A 16,646-nucleotide genomic window follows, 5' to 3' on the forward strand; every position below is an offset into this window, starting at 1 on the left:
GCGTGACCAGGGCCACCTTCGGGTGGCCTTCGTTTTTTCAGCCGGGCGAGGGCAGGTCCTCGGCACCGGGGCCCAGCGGCTGGCCGTAGCTGAACTCGACGTAGTTTCCTGCCGGGTCGCGCAGCCCGCAGTAATAGCCGACCGGATAGGGCTCGTCGCGCGGTTCCCAGATCAGGCAGCCGGCGCTGCGGGCCCGTGCGGCGATGGCGTCGACCGCTTCCCGGCTGGGCAGGGCGAAACCGAAATGGCTGTAGTCGTTGGCGGCGAGATGACGATCCTGCCCGCCGGGCATCAGCACGAAGATGAACTCGCGCTCCTTTCCGGGCTCGGCCATCCAGACGATGCGCGAGCCCTTGCCGGCGCGCTGGTGGAACACGTGCATGCCGCAGAAGCGCTCGTAGAACGCAATGCAGGCGTCGAGGTCGGGAACATGCAGGGCCAGGTGGGTCAGGGTAGGGGACATGCGCTTCGCTCCTATGATTCGAACGGCCGACGTCGGTATCCTAAGCGCCTTACTGGAGACAACGATCAATGACCTACGACTTCGACCTGTTCGTCATCGGCGCCGGTTCCGGCGGCGTCCGGGCGGCCCGGTTTTCCGCCAGCTTCGGTGCGCGCGTGGCCGTCGCCGAAAGCCGCTACCTGGGCGGCACCTGCGTCAACGTCGGCTGCGTGCCGAAGAAACTCCTGGTCTTCGGCGCGCATTACGCCGAGGACTTCAGCGAAGCCGAGGGCTATGGCTGGACCTTCGATGGCGCCAGCTTCGACTGGAGCACCCTGATCGCCAACAAGGACCGGGAAATCCAGCGGCTGAACGGCATCTACCGCAACCTGCTGGTCGACAACGGCGTGACCCTGCTGCAGGCCCATGCACGCATCGTCGATGCCCACACGGTGGAAGTCGAGGGCAAGCGTTACACCGCCGAGCACATCCTGGTCGCCACCGGCGGCTGGCCGTTCGTGCCCGACATCCCCGGGCGCGAACATGCCATCACCTCCAACGAGGCCTTCCATCTCGAATGCCTGCCGCGCCGCGTGCTGGTGGTCGGCGGCGGCTACATCGCCGTCGAGTTCGCCTCGATCTTCAACGGCTGCGGCGCGCAGACCAGCCTGCTGTACCGCGGTGAGCTGTTCCTGCGCGGCTTCGACGACGCGCTGCGCGACCACCTGAAGGACGAACTGATCAAGAAGGGCGTGGACCTGCAGTTCAAGGCCGACATCGCCCGCATCGACCGCCAGGCCGACGGAAGCCTGAAGGCGACGCTCGAGGACGGGCGCGTCATGGAGGCTGACTGCATCTTCTACGCGACCGGTCGCCGGCCGATGCTGGACAACCTGGGTCTGGAAAACCTCGACCTGGCGCTGGACGAGCGCGGCTTCATCAAGGTCGACGAGCATTACCGCACGTCCGTGCCCTCGATCCTCGCCATCGGCGACGTGATCGGCCGGGTTCAGCTCACCCCGGTGGCGCTGGCCGAAGGCATGGCCGTTTCGCGCCGCCTGTTCAAGCCGGAGCAGTACCGCCCGGTGGACTACGCGCACATTCCGACCGCCGTGTTCAGCCTGCCGAACATGGCCACCGTCGGGCTCACGGAGCAACAGGCGAGGGCGGAAGGACACAAGGTGGTGGTCTACGAGAGCCGCTTCCGGCCGATGAAGCTGACCATCACCAAGAGCCTCGAACGCAGCCTGATGAAGCTGGTGGTCGATGCCGAGACCGATCGCGTGCTCGGCTGCCACATGGTCGGGCCGGATGCCGGCGAGATCATGCAGGGGCTGGCCGTGGCGGTGAAGGCGGGGGCGACCAAGCAGGTGTTCGACGAGACCATTGGCATCCACCCGACCGCCGCCGAAGAGTTCGTCACCATGAGGATCCCCACGGCGATCTGACATGGAGACTCTCTTCTACATCGCCGACCTGTTCGGCGTGGCGGTGTTCGCCATCACCGGCGCGCTCATGGCCGGGCGCAAGTCCATGGACCTGTTCGGCGTGCTGGTGATCGCCATCGTCACCGCGCTGGGTGGCGGCACCCTGCGCGACCTCATTCTCGACAACCACCCGGTCAGCTGGATTCGCGACGACACCTACCTGATCGTCTGCACGCTGGCGGCGGTCGGCACCGTACTCTGGGTGCGCGTGACACGGCCGATCCACGAAACCGGGCTGCTGGTCTCCGATGCCTTCGGCCTGGCGGTGTTCACCGTAATCGGTACCGAAGTGGCGCTGCAGCACCAGGTGCCGGTGAGCACTGCGCTGATCATGGGCGTGATGACCGGCGTCGCCGGCGGCGTAATCCGCGACGTGGTGTGCAACGAAATCCCGCTGATCTTCCAGAAGGAAATCTATGCCACGGCCTGCCTGGTCGGTTCGCTGGTGTTCGTCATCCTGCGCCAGCTGGGCACGCCGCACTGGGTCGATACGGGCGTGGCGATGCTCGTGGTGCTGCTGATCCGGCTGGCGGCGATCCGCTGGCACCTCGGGCTGCCGCGCTTCCACCTGCTGGACAGGGACATACCATGATCGAACGCATCGACCATCTGGTGCTCACCGTCGCCGACATCCCGCGCACGCTCGCGTTCTACGCGCGTGTGCTGGGCATGCAGCCGGTGAGCTTCGGCGAGGGACGCCACGCCCTGGCGTTCGGCTCGCACAAGTTCAACCTGCATCAGGCCGGCAAGGAGTTCGAGCCCAAGGCGCGCACGCCGATGCCCGGCGCCATCGACCTGTGCCTGATCACCCGGCGTACGATGGATGAACTCATCGATCATCTGCGTTCACAGGGGGTCGAGATCGAAGAAGGCCCGGTCGCGCGCACCGGCGCGCTGGGGCCGATCGAGTCGGTCTACTTTCGCGACCCGGACGGCAACCTGATCGAGGTGAGCCGCTATCCGGACTGAAAACTTCCATGAGCACACTGCCGCAGCATCAGGGGTGTGGACTCGTCTGTCACTGGTACGCTTGAGAAGGTCAACGCAGTGATCCCGGAACTTCTAAACGATGACAGGTCGCGCCGGGCGATTGTGCACGCCGCAACCCAGCCATGGATCGCCAGCCCCCTCGCTGGGGTCGATAGACGTCCGCTTTATCGCGTGGGTGGCGAGCAGGCGCGGGCGACCAGCCTGGTGCGCTATGCACCGGGTAGCCATTTCAGTCCGCACACCCATACCGGCGGCGAAGAGTTCCTGGTGCTCGAGGGCGTTTTCGAGGACGAAAACGGTCGCTATCCGGCAGGCAGCTACGTGCGCAATCCCCCTGGCAGCCGACACGCTCCGGGCGCGAGCGGTGGTTGCATGATCTTCGTGCGGCTACGGCAATTTCATCCGGCCGACGACAGGCATGTAGTCGCCCAGCTATCTGCCGGGGACAGCCAGTTGCTGTTCGTCAATGAGCATGAACGTGTCTGGGTGGAGGCGCTCAAACCGTGCGCGGCGATGCGCGTGAACAACCCTAGAGGGCTGGAGATCTTGCTGCTCGAGGGAAGCGTCACCGGGGAAGACTTCCAACTCCAGCCTTTGAGCTGGATGCGCCTGCCAGCGGGCGAGTCCTTTCAGGCCGTGGCCCGCGACGGGGGCGCGCGCCTCTGGGTGAAGGATGCCTCGCCGACATTAGGGTTCTGATAGACCTTTGCCAACGCCCACCAGCTGGAGGTGTTCGTGAGGCGGGCTTTGCTGAGGACTGGTGGCGACGATCGCTTCGGTGCCACTGCAGTGGGTAAATATCCGTCGCGACATATAGCGAACATCGATGAGGCGGCAGAGGCATCAGGCGGGCGGGATGCCGGGCATCGGACAACGACCTATACGGCTGCCATTACGATACCTGATTTAACATAATATAGATTATGCGAAGTATCTGGCCCGGGACATGGCTGGCTTTCCCTTCACAGGGCCGATACCTCCGTTGCCCGCGTCACAATGCGCCTGCCGTTTGGACTGCCGCCATGCTTCATGAGCCTGCGATCAACGCAAGCGGACCGCCTTCATCCTTGAGGTCAGGTCCGCTTTCGAATCCGAGTCCCTACCGAAACTCTACTGTGTCCTGGGTCCACGCCAGAGCCTGCTCGCTCAAGCTAAAGCCAAGACCGGGTCGGTTCGGTATCCACATGCGACCGTCCCTGAGTTCGAGGCGCTCGTTGAACATCGGTTCGAGCCACTCGAAGTGCTCCAGCCAAGGTTCCTGGGGGTAAGCCGCTGCCAAGTGAAGATGGATCTCCATGGCGAAGTGCGGCGCCAGTTTCAGTCCCTTGAAGCTGGCAAGGGACATGATCTGCAGGAATGGCGTGATACCGCCTACCCGGGGTGCATCCGGCTGGATGAAATCGGACCCGGACGCCTGGATCAGCTGCGCATGCTCCCCGAAGCTTGTGAGCATTTCGCCCGTAGCGATGGCGGTATCCAGCGAGGCGGAAAGCGCGGCGTGTCCCTCGAAGTCATAGCAATCCAGCGGCTCCTCGATCCAGGTCAGGTCGAACTCTTCGAGCTTGCGGCAGAAGCGCTGCGCGGTGACCCGATCCCATTGCTGGTTTGCATCGACCATCAAGGGAAAGCCTTCGCCCAGGCGCTCGCGCACCGCCTTGACGCGCTTGTAATCAATGGCCGTATCGGGTTGGCCGACCTTGATCTTGATCCCACCGATGCCGTTCGCGCGTGACGTATCGACGTTGTCCAGGACGTTCTCCAGCGGTGTCGAAAGGTAGCCGCCCGAGGTGTTGTAGCACTGCACCGAGTCACGATGCGCTCCCAGCAGTTTTGCCAGCGGCAGGCCAGCTCGCTTGGCCTTGAGGTCCCAGAGCGCGATGTCGAAAGGTGCGATGGCCTGGGTCGTGAGTCCGCTGCGGCCCATTGATGCCCCCGCCCAGAGCAGCTTGTTGAACAGCTTGGCAATGTCGTTCGGGTCTTCACCGAGCAGGTTCGGCGCTATCTCCTTCGCATGGGCGTACATGCCCGGCCCCCCGGCCCGCTTGGAATAGCCGAAGCCGATGCCTTCATGCCCTTCACGCGTACGGATTTCGGCGAAGATGAAGGCGATTTCGGTCAGTGGCTTCTGCCGCCCGGTCAGGACCTTGGCATCGCTGATGGGAGCCGCAAGCGGCAGATAGGTCAAGGACACCTTGACCCACTCGATGGCATCGGTAGTCGCTTCCCCGGGCTGCAGAGCAGCGATCTTCGGTTCGATGTAAACGTTGCTTTCGATCATGGGCACTTCCCGTCTTCTTGTAGTGTGCAAGGCAGCCATGACGCTACCTTGGCCGAATGACAGCGCTAACAATGACAGCGCTGTCATCGATGGTAGTCAGCCACGCGGGAGGCAGGCAAACTGGAACTCGTTGTCTTTCCCACATGGTGGGAAGGCTGCTGCCCTGCACTGCTGCGCCGTAGCGTTCAAGCTTTAAACTGCGTCGCCAACAACCGATGCGTGAGATGCCCGATGTCCGATACCCCTCCTCCGATTCCAGACGCCGCCGGCCGCACTGTCACGCTGGATGACGTGGCCAGGATCGCCAAGGTATCGGCCATCACCGTGTCGCGGGTCATCAACCGGCCGCATCTTGTCTCCGAGCGCACCGCCAAACGCGTTCGAAGCGCCATCGCCCGTACCGGATATGTGCCCAATCTGCTTGCGGGGGGCCTCGTTTCCCAACGCAGCCGGCTGGTCATCGCGCTGGTACCCAGCGTGGCCAATCCAGCTTTCACCGAGACCATGACGCACCTCGGCACTCGTCTTGCTGCGGCGCGCTACCAACTGCTGCTATGCCAGTCGGAGTTGCCGCACCAGGAGGAAAGCACATTGATCGATGCCGTCCTCAGTCGCCGGCCGGATGCACTGGTGCTGACCAAACCCCTGTCGACCCCCACCGCACGGCAGCGGCTGCTCGCACGCGGGCTGCCTGTCGTCGAGTCCTGGGAGCTGAACGCCGACCCCATCGAGGCGCTGGTCGGCTTTTCGCACGCCGCGGCCGGGGCCGCCATGGCACGGCACATGCTCGACCATGGATACCAGCGGATTGGTCTGCTATGGAGCGAGGATCAGAGGGCCGAAACGCGACGACGCGCCTGCCTTGAGACCTTGATCGAGGCCGGTGTCGCGGTTGGCGCGCAGGCGGCGGTCCCGGTACCGGTGGGCATGCGGCATGGGCGCGAGGGGCTGGCTCGCCTACTGGAGATGGACCCAAGGCTCGACGCGGTGATCTGCAGCATCGACCTGCTTGCCCAGGGCGTCCTGGCCGAGGCGCAAGCTCGCGGCCTTCGCGTGCCACATGACCTGGGCGTGCTGGGCTTCGGCGACTTCGAGTTTGCCGCGCACACCCATCCCCGCCTCAGCACGGTCCGGGTCGATAGCGCGCGCATCGGTGAACTGGCCGCCGACCATCTGCTTCGGCGACTCGAAGGCGACAAGCCGACGTCACTTGTGCATGACGTCGGCTTCGAACTGCTGGTGCGTGAAAGTACCTGACGACTGCCGGGACCATGCACGCCCTGCCCTACACCACTCAGCGGCTGGCCAGTCGGCCAAACCAGCCGCTGCAAGTGTTCTTCAGTACTCCGAAAAGCACGAAGGCAATGATTGCCAACATGAACACCAGAGAAATCGGCTCGGTAAAGAACACCGTCGCATCCCCGTTGGAGTGCATGAGGGCGCGACGCAGGTTGGTTTCTACGATCGGCCCCAGAATGAAGCCGAGGATCAGCGGCCCCACCGGCAGCCCGACACTGATCAGGATGATGCCGATCAGGCCTGTGCCGAACATCACCCAGATGTCGAACATGTTGTTGTCCGCTGCGAACGCTCCGAACACCGACAGCACCACGATGACGGGCACCAGATAATGCTTCGGAATGCCCAGCACGCGCGGGAACACACGCAGTGTCAGCAACTGGAATGCGACGACGAAGACGATGGCGATCAGCAGCGCGGCATAAATCGAGGTGACGATGCCGGGCTGTTCGGTGAACAGCAGCGGCCCCGGTTGCAGGCCATGGATCATGAAGGCGCCGATCATGATGGCCGTCACGCCGTCGCCGGGAATGCCGAGCGTGATGAGCGGCAGTAACGCCCCCCCTACTCCGGCGCTGTTGCTCGACTCGGTTGCCCACAGCCCATCCACATGGCCCTTGCCGAATTCAGCGCGATGCTTCGACGACTGCTGCGCCGCGGCATAGGCGATCATGTTCGACGCCGTGCCACCCATGCCCGGCAAGACGCCAATGCCTACTCCGATCAGCGAGGAGCGGATGATATTCCCTATGTTCTGCTGCACTTCGCGCCAGGTGACGTCGAGCCCCTTCTTTTCGAAAGTGAACGAGGATGTCAGCGGCTTGTTGTCGTAGGCCTCGCGCAGGGCTTGCGTGATAGCGAACAGTCCAATCATCACCGGGATGACCCCGAGTCCGGCCATCAGGTCCATCGACCCCAGGGTGAAACGTGCGGTGCCGTCGATCGGCGCAAAGCCGACCGTGCCACCCAGCATGCCTAGCAGGCAGGCAAGCAACCCCTTGACCATCGAACCTCGCGCCAGGATGGTCACCATCGCCAGTGCCATCAGCGATAGCGAGAAGTACTCGGCCGGCCCCAGCTTGAGGGCGAGCCTGGCGGCCATGGGGGCAAAGGCAACCAGTAGGAACAGTCCGATCAGGCCGCCGGCGAACGAGGCCAGCGTACAGGTGGCCAATGCCTTGACCGCCTGCCCCTTGCGCGACATGGGGAACCCTTCGAAGGTCGTCGCGATCGCCGACGAGGTGCCCGGCATGTTCAGCAGGACCGCGCTGACCGCGCCGCCCGACATGCCGCCCACGTAGACCGCGACAAGGGCCGACAGCCCCAGCGCGGGCGCCATGCTGAAGGTCAGGGGAAGCAGAATGGCGACAGCCATGGCCACGTTCAGGCCCGGCAGCGTGCCGATGATCAGGCCAATGATCGAGGCGCCCAGCAACAGCGCCAGGCCGGTCGGGGTTATCAGCTCGGAAAGGCTGACGAGGAAGATGTCCAGCATCTGGCAGGACCTCCTAGAAAAACAGGCCGGAAGGCAAGGTCAGGTGGAGCACCTTGACGAAAACCACATAGGCGAGCCCGCCGATCAGGCAGGACGCCACCAGGTAGATCAGCGCGGCACGCGCCGAGCGTTTGCCCAGCAGCAAGGCGGCCAGCCAGAGGAACGACACGGTGGACAGAAGGACGCCGAGATAATCGAGCGATCCGATGAACAGGCCGGTGAGCACCAGCAGCAGGACGCCGCGCACCAGGGCCGGACGATGGCCGGTATCCGTTTTTTCGTCACGCGGTGTGGCGGCCGGCTGGGTTCGCTTGTCTCTCTGGAATGCCAGCAGCAACCCCAGCGGAATCATCAACAGGGCGATGGTTGCCGGATACACCGCTGGGCCTGGATCGCCCATGGCTCCGGCGGGCATGTGCCACGCCGACCAGAGCACCGGGAGTGCGAGCAGTACGAAGAACGAGCCGAGCAGGCGGTTGTGAAGTGTCATCAGTCAGTACCTTCGAATTGCCGCAAGCACCCGGAGGTGCTTGCGCTGCCAATTTTTCTCACAATCTCAGAGCAGGCTCTTGATCCGTGCTTCTTCCGCTAGCAAGTAGGTCTCGGCCTCCTGTGCGGTGCGGAAGTCCGGCGCCACGCCGACGGTGCGCATGCCTTTCTGGAAGTTTTCGCTTTGCTCGATGGCGGTATTCATGCGGTCGAGCTTTTCGACCAGCGCCGGGTCCATGCCCTTGGGCGCGTAGAGGGCGAACACCAGCGGAAGGGCAAGGTCGACCCCCTGCTCCTTGGCGGTCGGCCACTCGGGCGCGGCCGGGTCGCGCTTGTCGGATGCGACCCCGAGGATTTTCACGTCGCCGCTCTTTTCGTACTGCAATGCGGAATTGACGCCCATGATGCCGAGTTGCAGCTGGCCCCCCAGCAGCTGCGGTGTGCGCTGGGCTTCGGAACCTCCATCGACCAGGCGAATGCGATCCTTGCCGGCAAGTCGGGCCAGGGCCTGTGCCTTCACCTGGGTGGTGCCGCCCATCTGCATGCCAATAGCCAGGCTGTTGCCCTCTTTATTGACGTAGTCGAGCAGTTCCTTGAGGTTGTCGTACGGGGCGTTAACCGGCGCCACGTAGGCTTCGTTCAGTGCGCCCAGCGTGGCCAGCGGGCGCATGTCCGCGGCGCCGAAGGGCGAGCGGCCGGATACATGGGCGACGTGCAGCGCCGTGTGATAGAACAGCAGCGTCGAACCGTCGGGTTTGGCACGCACCAGTGACTGGAAGGCCACTACGCCGCCGCCTCCGCTCTGGTTGACGACCACTACGGTCGAGCCGGTGAGTGCCTCGAATTCACGCGCGTAAAGCCGCGCCATCGCGTCGGTGCCCGCGCCAGGGGCCGCCGGGACGAACAGCCTCACGGTGTTGGCGGGATAGTCGATCTTCTCCGCGGCGCCAGCGATGGTGGCAAAGGCACCCACCGCGACACAGGCAGCGGCCAGGTAGTGCTTGAACATCTTCTTCATGGCATTGGAACTCTTATAGTTGTTTGTCCAGTGCGGCCTGAATCGAGCGAACCCGTCAGGCCACGTCGTGTTGCGGCGGCGCTTGGCGCGGGCCTGTCTAGCGTTGCCAGTCCCTCCGTAGTCCTTGCAGGTAGGTTCTCACAGGGCGTGGTCGTACAGGCCGTAACCTGGCGCGCCGGCGTCACTCCGGGTCATGTGGCCATACTCGGGACGGGACAGGACGCAGAGCCTGGCGATCGTCCCATAGCCAGCGGGCCGACGTGACTGTGGTCAGTGAAAGATCAGGATTGGATAACCGGCCTTGCCAAAACGGATCCATGACGGACCTCTGCCGCTAGCGCCGCAGCGGCCGGTGAAGGTTCACCGCTCTTGGTTAGCGCGTGCCACTTGCCATTGTTCATGGTGTTTGCCTCTGTCGTTGTTTTTATTCAGGCCTGCGGTTGCATTACGGGACAGGCCTAGGAGCTGGCATTGCTGATCGTGTAGTCGACGGCCACCCATTCGAAGTACTGCTTGAGATCTGCCACCAACGCCTGATGGGCCGGGTGCGGCAAATATTCGGCTACGGCCTGGGCATCGTCGAACGTCGACTCAAGGATGTAATCCCAGCAGATCGGCCGATCCAGTTCGTTGGCCGAAACCCGCCAGTCCCGGACGAAATCGATCGAGTTCGGAAGCAAGCGCATGCGCTCAACGAGACGTTCTTCCAGTTCCGCCTGGGGCTCTACGCCCGGAATGCGGCGGAACATCACGATGTGCTTCATCATCGGCGTGACTCCTCAGCCCTGCTTGCCTTCGAGAACCCAGGCCGGCGCGTCCTGGAGTGCAACCGGGCGCAGAAAGCGCTCGAGCGCGGCATAGCCGACCGAAGTGGTGCTCGGTGCAGTGGATGCCGGCCATGGGCCGCCGTGATGCTGCGCGTGTGTCACCGCGACCCCTGTAGGCACGCCGGCGAACAGGACGCGGCCTGCAATCGTCTCGGCGACACGCACCAGAGCGCGGTTGGCCTCGTTGGGCTCCTCTACACCCCATAGCGTCGCGGTCAGCGTGCCGCCGATGGCGGCCAGCGCCTCAGTGGCCTCGTTCAGCGAGCGGGCACGCACCACGATGGCGGCTGGACCGAACATTTCGTCGCGCAGTCGCTCGTCGGCAATGAAGCGTTCTGCCGAGACCTGGAAAAGCTGCGGTGCCGGACCGGCGCCATCGACTGCCGGCTCGAACAGGGCCTGCACATCGTTCGCACGGGCAATGGCCGCAGCAGCTTTCTCGAACCCCGAACGAATGCCGTCGGTCAGCATGCGGTGGGTCTGGATGGGCTTGAGTGCAGTGCCAAGGCTTGCGACGAAACGGTCGCTGGCCGGGTCGTCGAGCAGGACGATCACGCCCGGGCTGGTACAGAACTGACCGCAACCCAGGGTGATGGAGCCTGCCAGGGCCTTGGCCAATCCATCCGGGTCCTTTGCCAGCGCGTTCGGCAACGCCACAAGGGGATTGACCGAGCCCAACTCTCCAAAGAACGGAATCGGGTGTCGCCGTTCGTTGGCCAGCTTCCATAACGCCTTGCCTCCCTGGTAGGACCCCGTGAAGGCAACCGCGGCGATGTCCGGGTGCTGCACGAGGTGGCCGCCACCGGCCCGACTAGCGCTCTCCACCATCGTCAGCACACCGGCCGGCAGCTGCTGCCTGGCGATTACGCCACGGGCCAGGTCGAATACCGCGCGAGACAGCTGCGGGTGGCCCGAATGTGCCTTGACCACGACAGGGCAGCCGGCGGCCAGCGCCGAAGCGGTGTCGCCGCCAAGTACCGAGAAGGCGAACGGGAAGTTGCTCGCGGAAAACATCGCAACCGGACCCAACGGCACCCGCACACGGGTCAGGCGCGGGCGGCCGGCCGGCGGCAACCCTTCGACGGCGGCATCATCGATCCGCCTGAACGGAACCCCCGCGTCGACTTCGGAAGCGAATCCGCGAAGCTGGTAGGCCGTACGGGCGATTTCACCTTTCAGGCGGGCTTCGCCCAGGCCCGTTTCGCGATCGGCCAAACCGATCAGTTCGTCGGCGTTAGCCTCGAGTACGTCCGCCAACCCGCGCAACAGCTGGCTACGGACTGTGGCGCCGGATTGTGCCCAAATCGGTCGAGCCTCGGCGGCTTCGGCGACCGCCCGATCGATGAGAGCGAAGTCAGAAATGGTCATGTATCGAGCTCCTCCAGTCGCTCAGCGCGCATTGGGCTCAAGGTGATAGCCGCGGTTGGAATAGTCGAAGTCGACCAGTTCGTTGATCGTCACATCCTTATCCGCCGGAGCGGCGTAATACGCGCGGATCTCCTTGATCAGGCCACTTTTTTCGTCGAACACATACCATTCGTCCCCGCGAAGGGCGGTGCCCAGCTTGCCCTTCCAGTGCGTCCACTCGATCACGGCTTCGTGGCTGTCATGGCTTACCAGGATCTTCTCGATGGTCCACTGGGAACCGAGGTTTTCGACGCACCAGACCCACTTGGCAGCGATCGTGTCGGCGCCGCGCCAGGGAATGTCGGGGAGCCCCGCTGGGAAGTAATGGACGGCGTCAGGCGTGAAGCAGGACACCAGCTTGTCGAAGTCGGCTTCGTTGCAGGCATCGAAATAGCGGCGGATGAGCTGGGCGTACCGGTGTTCGGTCATCACGCGTTCTCCTCTGCGATGATGCTGGGAATGTTCGGGCGTCCAGAGGCGATCCAATCCCTGTACGCAGCGACCGTGTCGGGGCTGGGCGGGTAAACGCCCCACAACGGTTCCCCCGCTGCAATACGCATGGCCAGATACCGCTCGATGTCGTCCTGCTCGAGGCAGACTTCGGCAAGCTCTGCGGCGAGATAAGCCGGTACCACCGTCACGCCATCGGCGTCTCCGACGATCACGTCACCCGGGTAGACGGCCACGCCAGCGCAGCCGATCGGCACCTGCAGGTCGGCGACGTGGTGGTAGGAGATACGGGTGGTCGCAGTGATCTCCCGCGCATAGGCCGGCAAGTTCATCCCTGCGATTTCGCTGCCGTCTCGCAGTGCGCCGTCGGTGATGATCGCCTTGGCCCCGCGCGCCAGCAGGCGCGTCACCAGGATGTTGCCGGCGGATGCGGCGCGTGGATCGTTCTGGCTGTCGATGACCAGCACATCGCCCGGCTGAATCTGCTCAACACCCTGCCATTGGAGGTTGTCGCCGTTGGGCCTGGTGGTCATGGTGCCGTAGGTATCGATGTCTTCGCGGGCGGGAATGAAGCGCATGGTGAAGGCACGGCCAGCGAACGGTTTGGTGTTACGGCACATGGCGCGCAGACCGACCATCGCCGGTTGACGGAAGCCTCGCTTGAACAATTGGGTGGTCAGCGAGCCGCTGCTGCAACGGGCAAGCTTTTCAAGTACGTCGTCGCCGACATGCACACTGCGGTCGGTGCTGTTTTGCAGGGTCTCGGCGTATTGGTGGATCGTCATGCTCTTGTTATCTCCATCAGCTGCGCAGCATCGGCTCAACTGTCCGGACTCCGGATGATTCCCATTATCTGGAACGGCGTCTTGCCAAATGCCTTGGTGTACCCGGATGCTAGGCGTCGTGCCGTACCCTGAAAACAGCACGGCCTCGAGGATGCCCATGGCAGTTCCACATTCTGGGAATATTCGATGAGAACGAACGAAGGCACCGCTTCTTTGGAGAAAGCACTGGACGTGCTCGAGGCCGTAGGGTCGGCGTCTCAGGGACTCTCGCAGGTGGAACTGGCCGAGCGCACCCGGCTGCCGAAAACCACGCTTTACCGGATCATCGCCAGCTTGGTGTCCCGCGGCATGTTGCGCCGCGATCCGCTGCGCAAGGTCTACCGCCTGGGCTTCCGCTATCTGGAGCTCGTCCGCAACGCCTATCTCAAGCCCGACTTGGTCGCGGCGGCCAGCTTCGAGCTGCGCGCGCTGCGTGATCTCACCGGCGAGACGGCCTACCTCGCGGTGCTCGACGGCAATCAGGTCATGTCGCTGGAGCGGTGTGACGGAGCGCACCCGGTACGCTCCGCGGCTTCGCTCGGGCAAAGCAAGCCGGTGTATTGCACCGGACAGGGCAAGGCCATCCTCTCCGTGCTCGGCGATGCCGCGCGGGATGAGATTCTCAAGGGCCTGACACTCGCCCCCTTGACCCCGCTGACCATCACCGATCGCCGGCGCCTGCTGGCCGAGCTGCGTGTCACGCGTGCGCGTGGCTACGCGATCGACGATGAAGAGATTCGCGAAGGCGTTCGTTGCGTGGCCGCTCCCATTGTCGATGGAGGCGGCAAGGTGCATGGCGCGCTCAGCGTCGCCGGGCCTGCCTACCGGCTGACTCGCGCGCGTCTGGATTTGCTGGGCCCGGAGCTTGCCGATGCGGCCCGGCGGGTCGGCAGTCAACTGGCGGTCGTCGAGCAACCCAGGTCGGCAGACCCGATCCAGGCCGCCAGCGGCGATTGGGCCTTTCATGGTGCATTTCCGCGCTGGTCGACGCGACGCCAGTGCCTGTACTGGGCCGACACGCTTGCCCCTGCCATTCGGGTACTGGAAAACGGGCAGGAGCGGCAACTGGCTAGCCTGGACACGCCAGTGATCGGCGTCGAGCTGCACCCGGACGGCGTTCTGGTAGCCCAGCAGAATGGATGGCAGCTGATCGACGACGCAGGACGGACGATCAGCCAGGGTGCCTGGCGCATCGGCAAGCCATCGGCCTTGTGCGTCGATACTCAGGGGCTCATCTGGGGAAGCCTGAAGCAGGCAGGGGGCTGGAAGCTCGGGTGCTATGAGCGTGAAGCCTCCTTTCACAGTCACTGGAACCTCAGTGAACCCATCGAGGCTCTCGCCTGGAACAGCGACGGCCAGGCGCTTTATGCACTGGCCCCCGAGTCGGGCTCGATTTATCTACTGACACCGGGACACCCCACCATCCGCCGCTTCGCTACCCTGCCGAAGGGATCGGGCTGCCTCAGCGGCCTGGCGCTGGACAACCATGGAGGGGTCTGGACAGCTCTGCGCGACGGCTGGAGCGTCGTGCAGTTCTCGGCAGACGGCAGCCTCGAGCGGCTGATTGGCGTACCGGTACCCTGCCCCACCGATCTGGCCTTTGGCGGCCCGCACCTGGACCGCCTGTACATCACCTCGTCTCGCCATGCCTTGACCCGCGAGGCACTGACATCGGCACCGCTCGCAGGCTTCTTGCTCGAAGCCTGCCCCGGGCAAGTTGGCTGCAAGGCGGTGGAAACCTCGGGCATCGAGCGACCAGCAAGGCTCCGGCTGCAGGCCGCAGACAGCGGCCCGGCTCGCCCCTCCTCGCAACAAGGCGCCAACTGATGATTTTTAACGACTAATACGAACCCGTTGGTCGCCTTACCATCGATCGAGCGCATGCATGACCGTACGGTGGCAGCCAAGGCCGGTTCCGATTTCAACGGCATGGGGATTCCCTGATCGCGACGTTGCCAGCCATCCGCTGGTCGATGGCAAGCACGCAATCACCGTCTATGTTCAGTCATTCCAGTGTTCCGCATGAGGATGTGAACATGAGCGACTCCAGCGACGACCACGGCCTGTCGCGTCGGGAGGTTCTCGAGCTCGGCCGAGGGCTTCTGGTTTTCACTCCGGTGACCGCATTGATCGGGCCTTCGCGGGCCGCTGCGGACGAAACCCCCATCAGGCGTACCGAAACCTCGGCCGTGTCCTTCTCGGTCAACGGCCAGCCCCGCGAGCTGGAGCTGGACAACCGCACGTCCCTGCTCGATGCGATGCGCGAGCACCTGCACCTCACCGGCAGCAAGAAAGGCTGCGACCACGGCCAGTGCGGGGCCTGCACGATGATCGTCGACGGCCGGCGGATCAACAGCTGCCTGACGTTGGCTGTGATGCACCAGGGCTCGGAGATCACAACCATCGAAGGCCTGGGCACGCCGCAGCGGCTGCATCCCATGCAGGCCGCTTTCGTCAGGCACGACGGCTACCAGTGCGGCTACTGCACTCCGGGCCAGATCTGCTCGGCGGTGGCCGTGCTCGACGAGATCGAGCGCGGAGTACCCAGCCATGCGAGCGCCGACCTGACGTCCGCGCCGGAACTGAACGACGCCGAGCTGCGCGAACGCATGAGCGGCAACATCTGCCGCTGCGGCGCCTATTCCAACATCATCGAGGCGATCAACAAGGTCGCTGGAGGGCGCGCATGAAGTCATTCACCTACGAACGCGCCGCATCGCCTGCCGAAGCCGCCGCCGCAGCCGCACGCGTCCCGGGTGCCCGGTTCATTGCCGGCGGCACCAACCTGCTCGACCTGATGCGGCTCGAAATCGAAACGCCCATGCACCTGATCGACGTGAACGGGCTGGACCTGGACAAGATCGAGCCCACCCGCGACGGTGGCCTGCGCATCGGCGCGCTGGTGCGCAACACCGACCTGGCGGCGGACCCGAGGGTGCGGCGTGACTATGCGGTGCTGTCGCGCGCCCTCCTCGCCGGCGCCTCCGGCCAGTTGCGCAACAAGGCGACCACCGCCGGCAACCTGCTGCAGCGCACCCGCTGCCCCTACTTCTACGACACCAACCAGCCGTGCAACAAACGCCTGCCGGGCAGCGGCTGCGGGGCCCTGGAAGGCTTCAGCCGCCAGCACGCGGTGGTCGGCGTCAGCAAGGCCTGCATCGCCACCCATCCGAGCGACATGGCGATCGCCATGCGCCTGCTCGATGCGACCGTGGAAACGGCAAGGCCCGACGGTTCGACGCGGCGCGTCCCGATCGCCGATTTCCATCGGCTGCCGGGCGACACGCCGCATGTCGAGCATGCGCTGGCGCCGGGCGAGCTGATCACCGCGGTCACCCTGCCGAAGCCGCTCGGCGGCACCCACCTCTATCACAAGGTGCGTGACCGGGCCTCCTACGCCTTCGCGCTGGTGTCCGTCGCGGCGGTCATCCAGCCGGACGGCAACGGGCGGATCGCCGTCGGCGGCGTGGCCCACAAGCCGTGGCGCGTGGAGGCGGCCGAGGCCGAATTGCCGCGCGGTGCGCGTGCCGTCGCCGGGCCGCTGCTGGCCGATGCCAGCCCCACCCACCACAACGCATTCAAGCTGACGCTGGTGCAGCGCACGCTCGCTGCCGTGCTGGCCGAAGCGAGGGCCTGAGCC

17 protein-coding genes are annotated in these 16,646 nt (G+C 64.5%); 8 read left to right on the forward strand and 9 right to left on the reverse strand.

From position 1 onward, the window contains the following. Window positions 1–37: 37 nt before the first annotated feature. The gene (locus H610_RS0100375; protein ID WP_028237877.1) at window positions 38–463 is read right to left on the reverse strand and encodes a VOC family protein; all 426 of its coding nucleotides are present in this window, start codon (window positions 461–463) and stop codon (window positions 38–40) included. Window positions 464–531: 68 nt separating this feature from the next. On the opposite strand from H610_RS0100375, the gene gorA reads away from it, so the two are divergent. The 4 genes from gorA to H610_RS0100395 all read left to right on the forward strand — a co-directional run bounded on the left by gorA (window position 532) and on the right by H610_RS0100395 (window position 3,618). Beyond that, window positions 532–1,890 carry a glutathione-disulfide reductase gene (gorA, locus tag H610_RS0100380; protein ID WP_028237878.1) on the forward strand — a complete coding sequence of 453 codons (1,359 nt, stop codon included), beginning with the start codon at window positions 532–534 and terminating at the stop codon, window positions 1,888–1,890. Between the two features lies 1 nt (window position 1,891). Further along, window positions 1,892–2,521 carry a trimeric intracellular cation channel family protein gene (locus H610_RS0100385; protein WP_028237879.1) on the forward strand — a complete coding sequence of 210 codons (630 nt, stop codon included), beginning with the start codon at window positions 1,892–1,894 and terminating at the stop codon, window positions 2,519–2,521. Beyond that, a complete protein-coding gene (locus H610_RS0100390) occupies window positions 2,518–2,898 on the forward strand; it encodes a VOC family protein (protein ID WP_028237880.1) in 381 nt (126 codons plus the stop codon). Before H610_RS0100385 ends, H610_RS0100390 begins: the two co-directional genes overlap by 4 nt. Before the next feature lie 78 nt (window positions 2,899–2,976). Next, a complete protein-coding gene (locus H610_RS0100395) occupies window positions 2,977–3,618 on the forward strand; it encodes a cupin domain-containing protein (protein ID WP_028237881.1) in 642 nt (213 codons plus the stop codon). A gap of 400 nt (window positions 3,619–4,018) precedes the next feature. Here H610_RS0100395 and H610_RS0100400 read toward each other — a convergent pair whose 3' ends face one another. Then, window positions 4,019–5,197 (reverse strand): L-talarate/galactarate dehydratase, encoded by a 1,179-nt coding sequence (locus H610_RS0100400; protein ID WP_028237882.1) that lies wholly within the window; start codon window positions 5,195–5,197, stop codon window positions 4,019–4,021. Window positions 5,198–5,428: 231 nt separating this feature from the next. Between H610_RS0100400 and H610_RS0100405 the strand changes: the two genes are divergently transcribed. Further along, window positions 5,429–6,454, forward strand: a complete 1,026-nt coding sequence (locus H610_RS0100405) for a LacI family DNA-binding transcriptional regulator (RefSeq protein WP_028237883.1) — start codon at window positions 5,429–5,431, stop codon at window positions 6,452–6,454. Between the two features lie 37 nt (window positions 6,455–6,491). Here H610_RS0100405 and H610_RS0100410 read toward each other — a convergent pair whose 3' ends face one another. The 7 genes from H610_RS0100410 to H610_RS0100440 form a co-directional block, all read right to left on the reverse strand. Next, the gene (locus H610_RS0100410) at window positions 6,492–7,991 is read right to left on the reverse strand and encodes a tripartite tricarboxylate transporter permease (RefSeq protein ID WP_028237884.1); all 1,500 of its coding nucleotides are present in this window, start codon (window positions 7,989–7,991) and stop codon (window positions 6,492–6,494) included. A 13-nt stretch (window positions 7,992–8,004) separates the two neighbouring features. Then, complete coding sequence (locus tag H610_RS0100415; RefSeq protein ID WP_028237885.1) at window positions 8,005–8,481, reverse strand: tripartite tricarboxylate transporter TctB family protein; 477 nt, start codon at window positions 8,479–8,481, stop codon at window positions 8,005–8,007. Between the two features lie 66 nt (window positions 8,482–8,547). Then, on the reverse strand, window positions 8,548–9,498 hold the full coding sequence (locus tag H610_RS0100420; protein ID WP_028237886.1) for a Bug family tripartite tricarboxylate transporter substrate binding protein: 951 nt from the start codon (window positions 9,496–9,498) through the stop codon (window positions 8,548–8,550). Between the two features lie 458 nt (window positions 9,499–9,956). Further along, window positions 9,957–10,265 carry a Dabb family protein gene (locus tag H610_RS0100425; RefSeq protein ID WP_028237887.1) on the reverse strand — a complete coding sequence of 103 codons (309 nt, stop codon included), beginning with the start codon at window positions 10,263–10,265 and terminating at the stop codon, window positions 9,957–9,959. 12 nt (window positions 10,266–10,277) lie between these two features. Then, on the reverse strand, window positions 10,278–11,693 hold the full coding sequence (locus H610_RS0100430; RefSeq protein ID WP_028237888.1) for an aldehyde dehydrogenase (NADP(+)): 1,416 nt from the start codon (window positions 11,691–11,693) through the stop codon (window positions 10,278–10,280). A gap of 21 nt (window positions 11,694–11,714) precedes the next feature. Further along, the gene (locus H610_RS0100435) at window positions 11,715–12,161 is read right to left on the reverse strand and encodes a nuclear transport factor 2 family protein (protein WP_028237889.1); all 447 of its coding nucleotides are present in this window, start codon (window positions 12,159–12,161) and stop codon (window positions 11,715–11,717) included. Beyond that, a complete protein-coding gene (locus H610_RS0100440) occupies window positions 12,161–12,967 on the reverse strand; it encodes an RraA family protein (protein ID WP_028237890.1) in 807 nt (268 codons plus the stop codon). The genes H610_RS0100435 and H610_RS0100440 overlap by 1 nt, the downstream gene beginning before the upstream one ends. A gap of 186 nt (window positions 12,968–13,153) precedes the next feature. Between H610_RS0100440 and H610_RS22975 the strand changes: the two genes are divergently transcribed. The 3 genes from H610_RS22975 (at window position 13,154) to H610_RS0100455 (ending at window position 16,643) form a co-directional block, all read left to right on the forward strand. Further along, window positions 13,154–14,833 (forward strand): IclR family transcriptional regulator domain-containing protein, encoded by a 1,680-nt coding sequence (locus tag H610_RS22975; RefSeq protein WP_084166332.1) that lies wholly within the window; start codon window positions 13,154–13,156, stop codon window positions 14,831–14,833. A gap of 209 nt (window positions 14,834–15,042) precedes the next feature. After that, the gene (paoA, locus tag H610_RS0100450) at window positions 15,043–15,696 is read left to right on the forward strand and encodes an aldehyde dehydrogenase iron-sulfur subunit PaoA (protein WP_028237891.1); all 654 of its coding nucleotides are present in this window, start codon (window positions 15,043–15,045) and stop codon (window positions 15,694–15,696) included. Next, window positions 15,693–16,643 carry an FAD binding domain-containing protein gene (locus H610_RS0100455; protein ID WP_028237892.1) on the forward strand — a complete coding sequence of 317 codons (951 nt, stop codon included), beginning with the start codon at window positions 15,693–15,695 and terminating at the stop codon, window positions 16,641–16,643. The genes paoA and H610_RS0100455 overlap by 4 nt, the downstream gene beginning before the upstream one ends. The last annotated feature ends 3 nt before the right edge of the window (window positions 16,644–16,646 follow it).

The sequence above is a fragment of the Stutzerimonas azotifigens DSM 17556 genome, assembly GCF_000425625.1.
GTDB lineage: Bacteria > Pseudomonadota > Gammaproteobacteria > Pseudomonadales > Pseudomonadaceae > Stutzerimonas > Stutzerimonas azotifigens.

Coding starts and splice junctions, on each gene's coding strand:
- paoA (WP_028237891.1), top strand. CDS start 15,043: ATGAGCGACTCCAGCGACGACCACGGCCTGTCGCGTCGGGAGGTTCTC.
- H610_RS0100425 (WP_028237887.1), bottom strand. CDS start 10,265: ATGATGAAGCACATCGTGATGTTCCGCCGCATTCCGGGCGTAGAGCCC.
- H610_RS0100385 (WP_028237879.1), top strand. CDS start 1,892: ATGGAGACTCTCTTCTACATCGCCGACCTGTTCGGCGTGGCGGTGTTC.
- H610_RS0100435 (WP_028237889.1), bottom strand. CDS start 12,161: ATGACCGAACACCGGTACGCCCAGCTCATCCGCCGCTATTTCGATGCC.
- H610_RS0100415 (WP_028237885.1), bottom strand. CDS start 8,481: ATGACACTTCACAACCGCCTGCTCGGCTCGTTCTTCGTACTGCTCGCA.
- H610_RS22975 (WP_084166332.1), top strand. CDS start 13,154: ATGAGAACGAACGAAGGCACCGCTTCTTTGGAGAAAGCACTGGACGTG.
- H610_RS0100410 (WP_028237884.1), bottom strand. CDS start 7,991: ATGCTGGACATCTTCCTCGTCAGCCTTTCCGAGCTGATAACCCCGACC.
- H610_RS0100420 (WP_028237886.1), bottom strand. CDS start 9,498: ATGAAGAAGATGTTCAAGCACTACCTGGCCGCTGCCTGTGTCGCGGTG.
- H610_RS0100390 (WP_028237880.1), top strand. CDS start 2,518: ATGATCGAACGCATCGACCATCTGGTGCTCACCGTCGCCGACATCCCG.
- H610_RS0100455 (WP_028237892.1), top strand. CDS start 15,693: ATGAAGTCATTCACCTACGAACGCGCCGCATCGCCTGCCGAAGCCGCC.
- H610_RS0100375 (WP_028237877.1), bottom strand. CDS start 463: ATGTCCCCTACCCTGACCCACCTGGCCCTGCATGTTCCCGACCTCGAC.
- H610_RS0100440 (WP_028237890.1), bottom strand. CDS start 12,967: ATGACGATCCACCAATACGCCGAGACCCTGCAAAACAGCACCGACCGC.
- H610_RS0100400 (WP_028237882.1), bottom strand. CDS start 5,197: ATGATCGAAAGCAACGTTTACATCGAACCGAAGATCGCTGCTCTGCAG.
- gorA (WP_028237878.1), top strand. CDS start 532: ATGACCTACGACTTCGACCTGTTCGTCATCGGCGCCGGTTCCGGCGGC.
- H610_RS0100405 (WP_028237883.1), top strand. CDS start 5,429: ATGTCCGATACCCCTCCTCCGATTCCAGACGCCGCCGGCCGCACTGTC.
- H610_RS0100430 (WP_028237888.1), bottom strand. CDS start 11,693: ATGACCATTTCTGACTTCGCTCTCATCGATCGGGCGGTCGCCGAAGCC.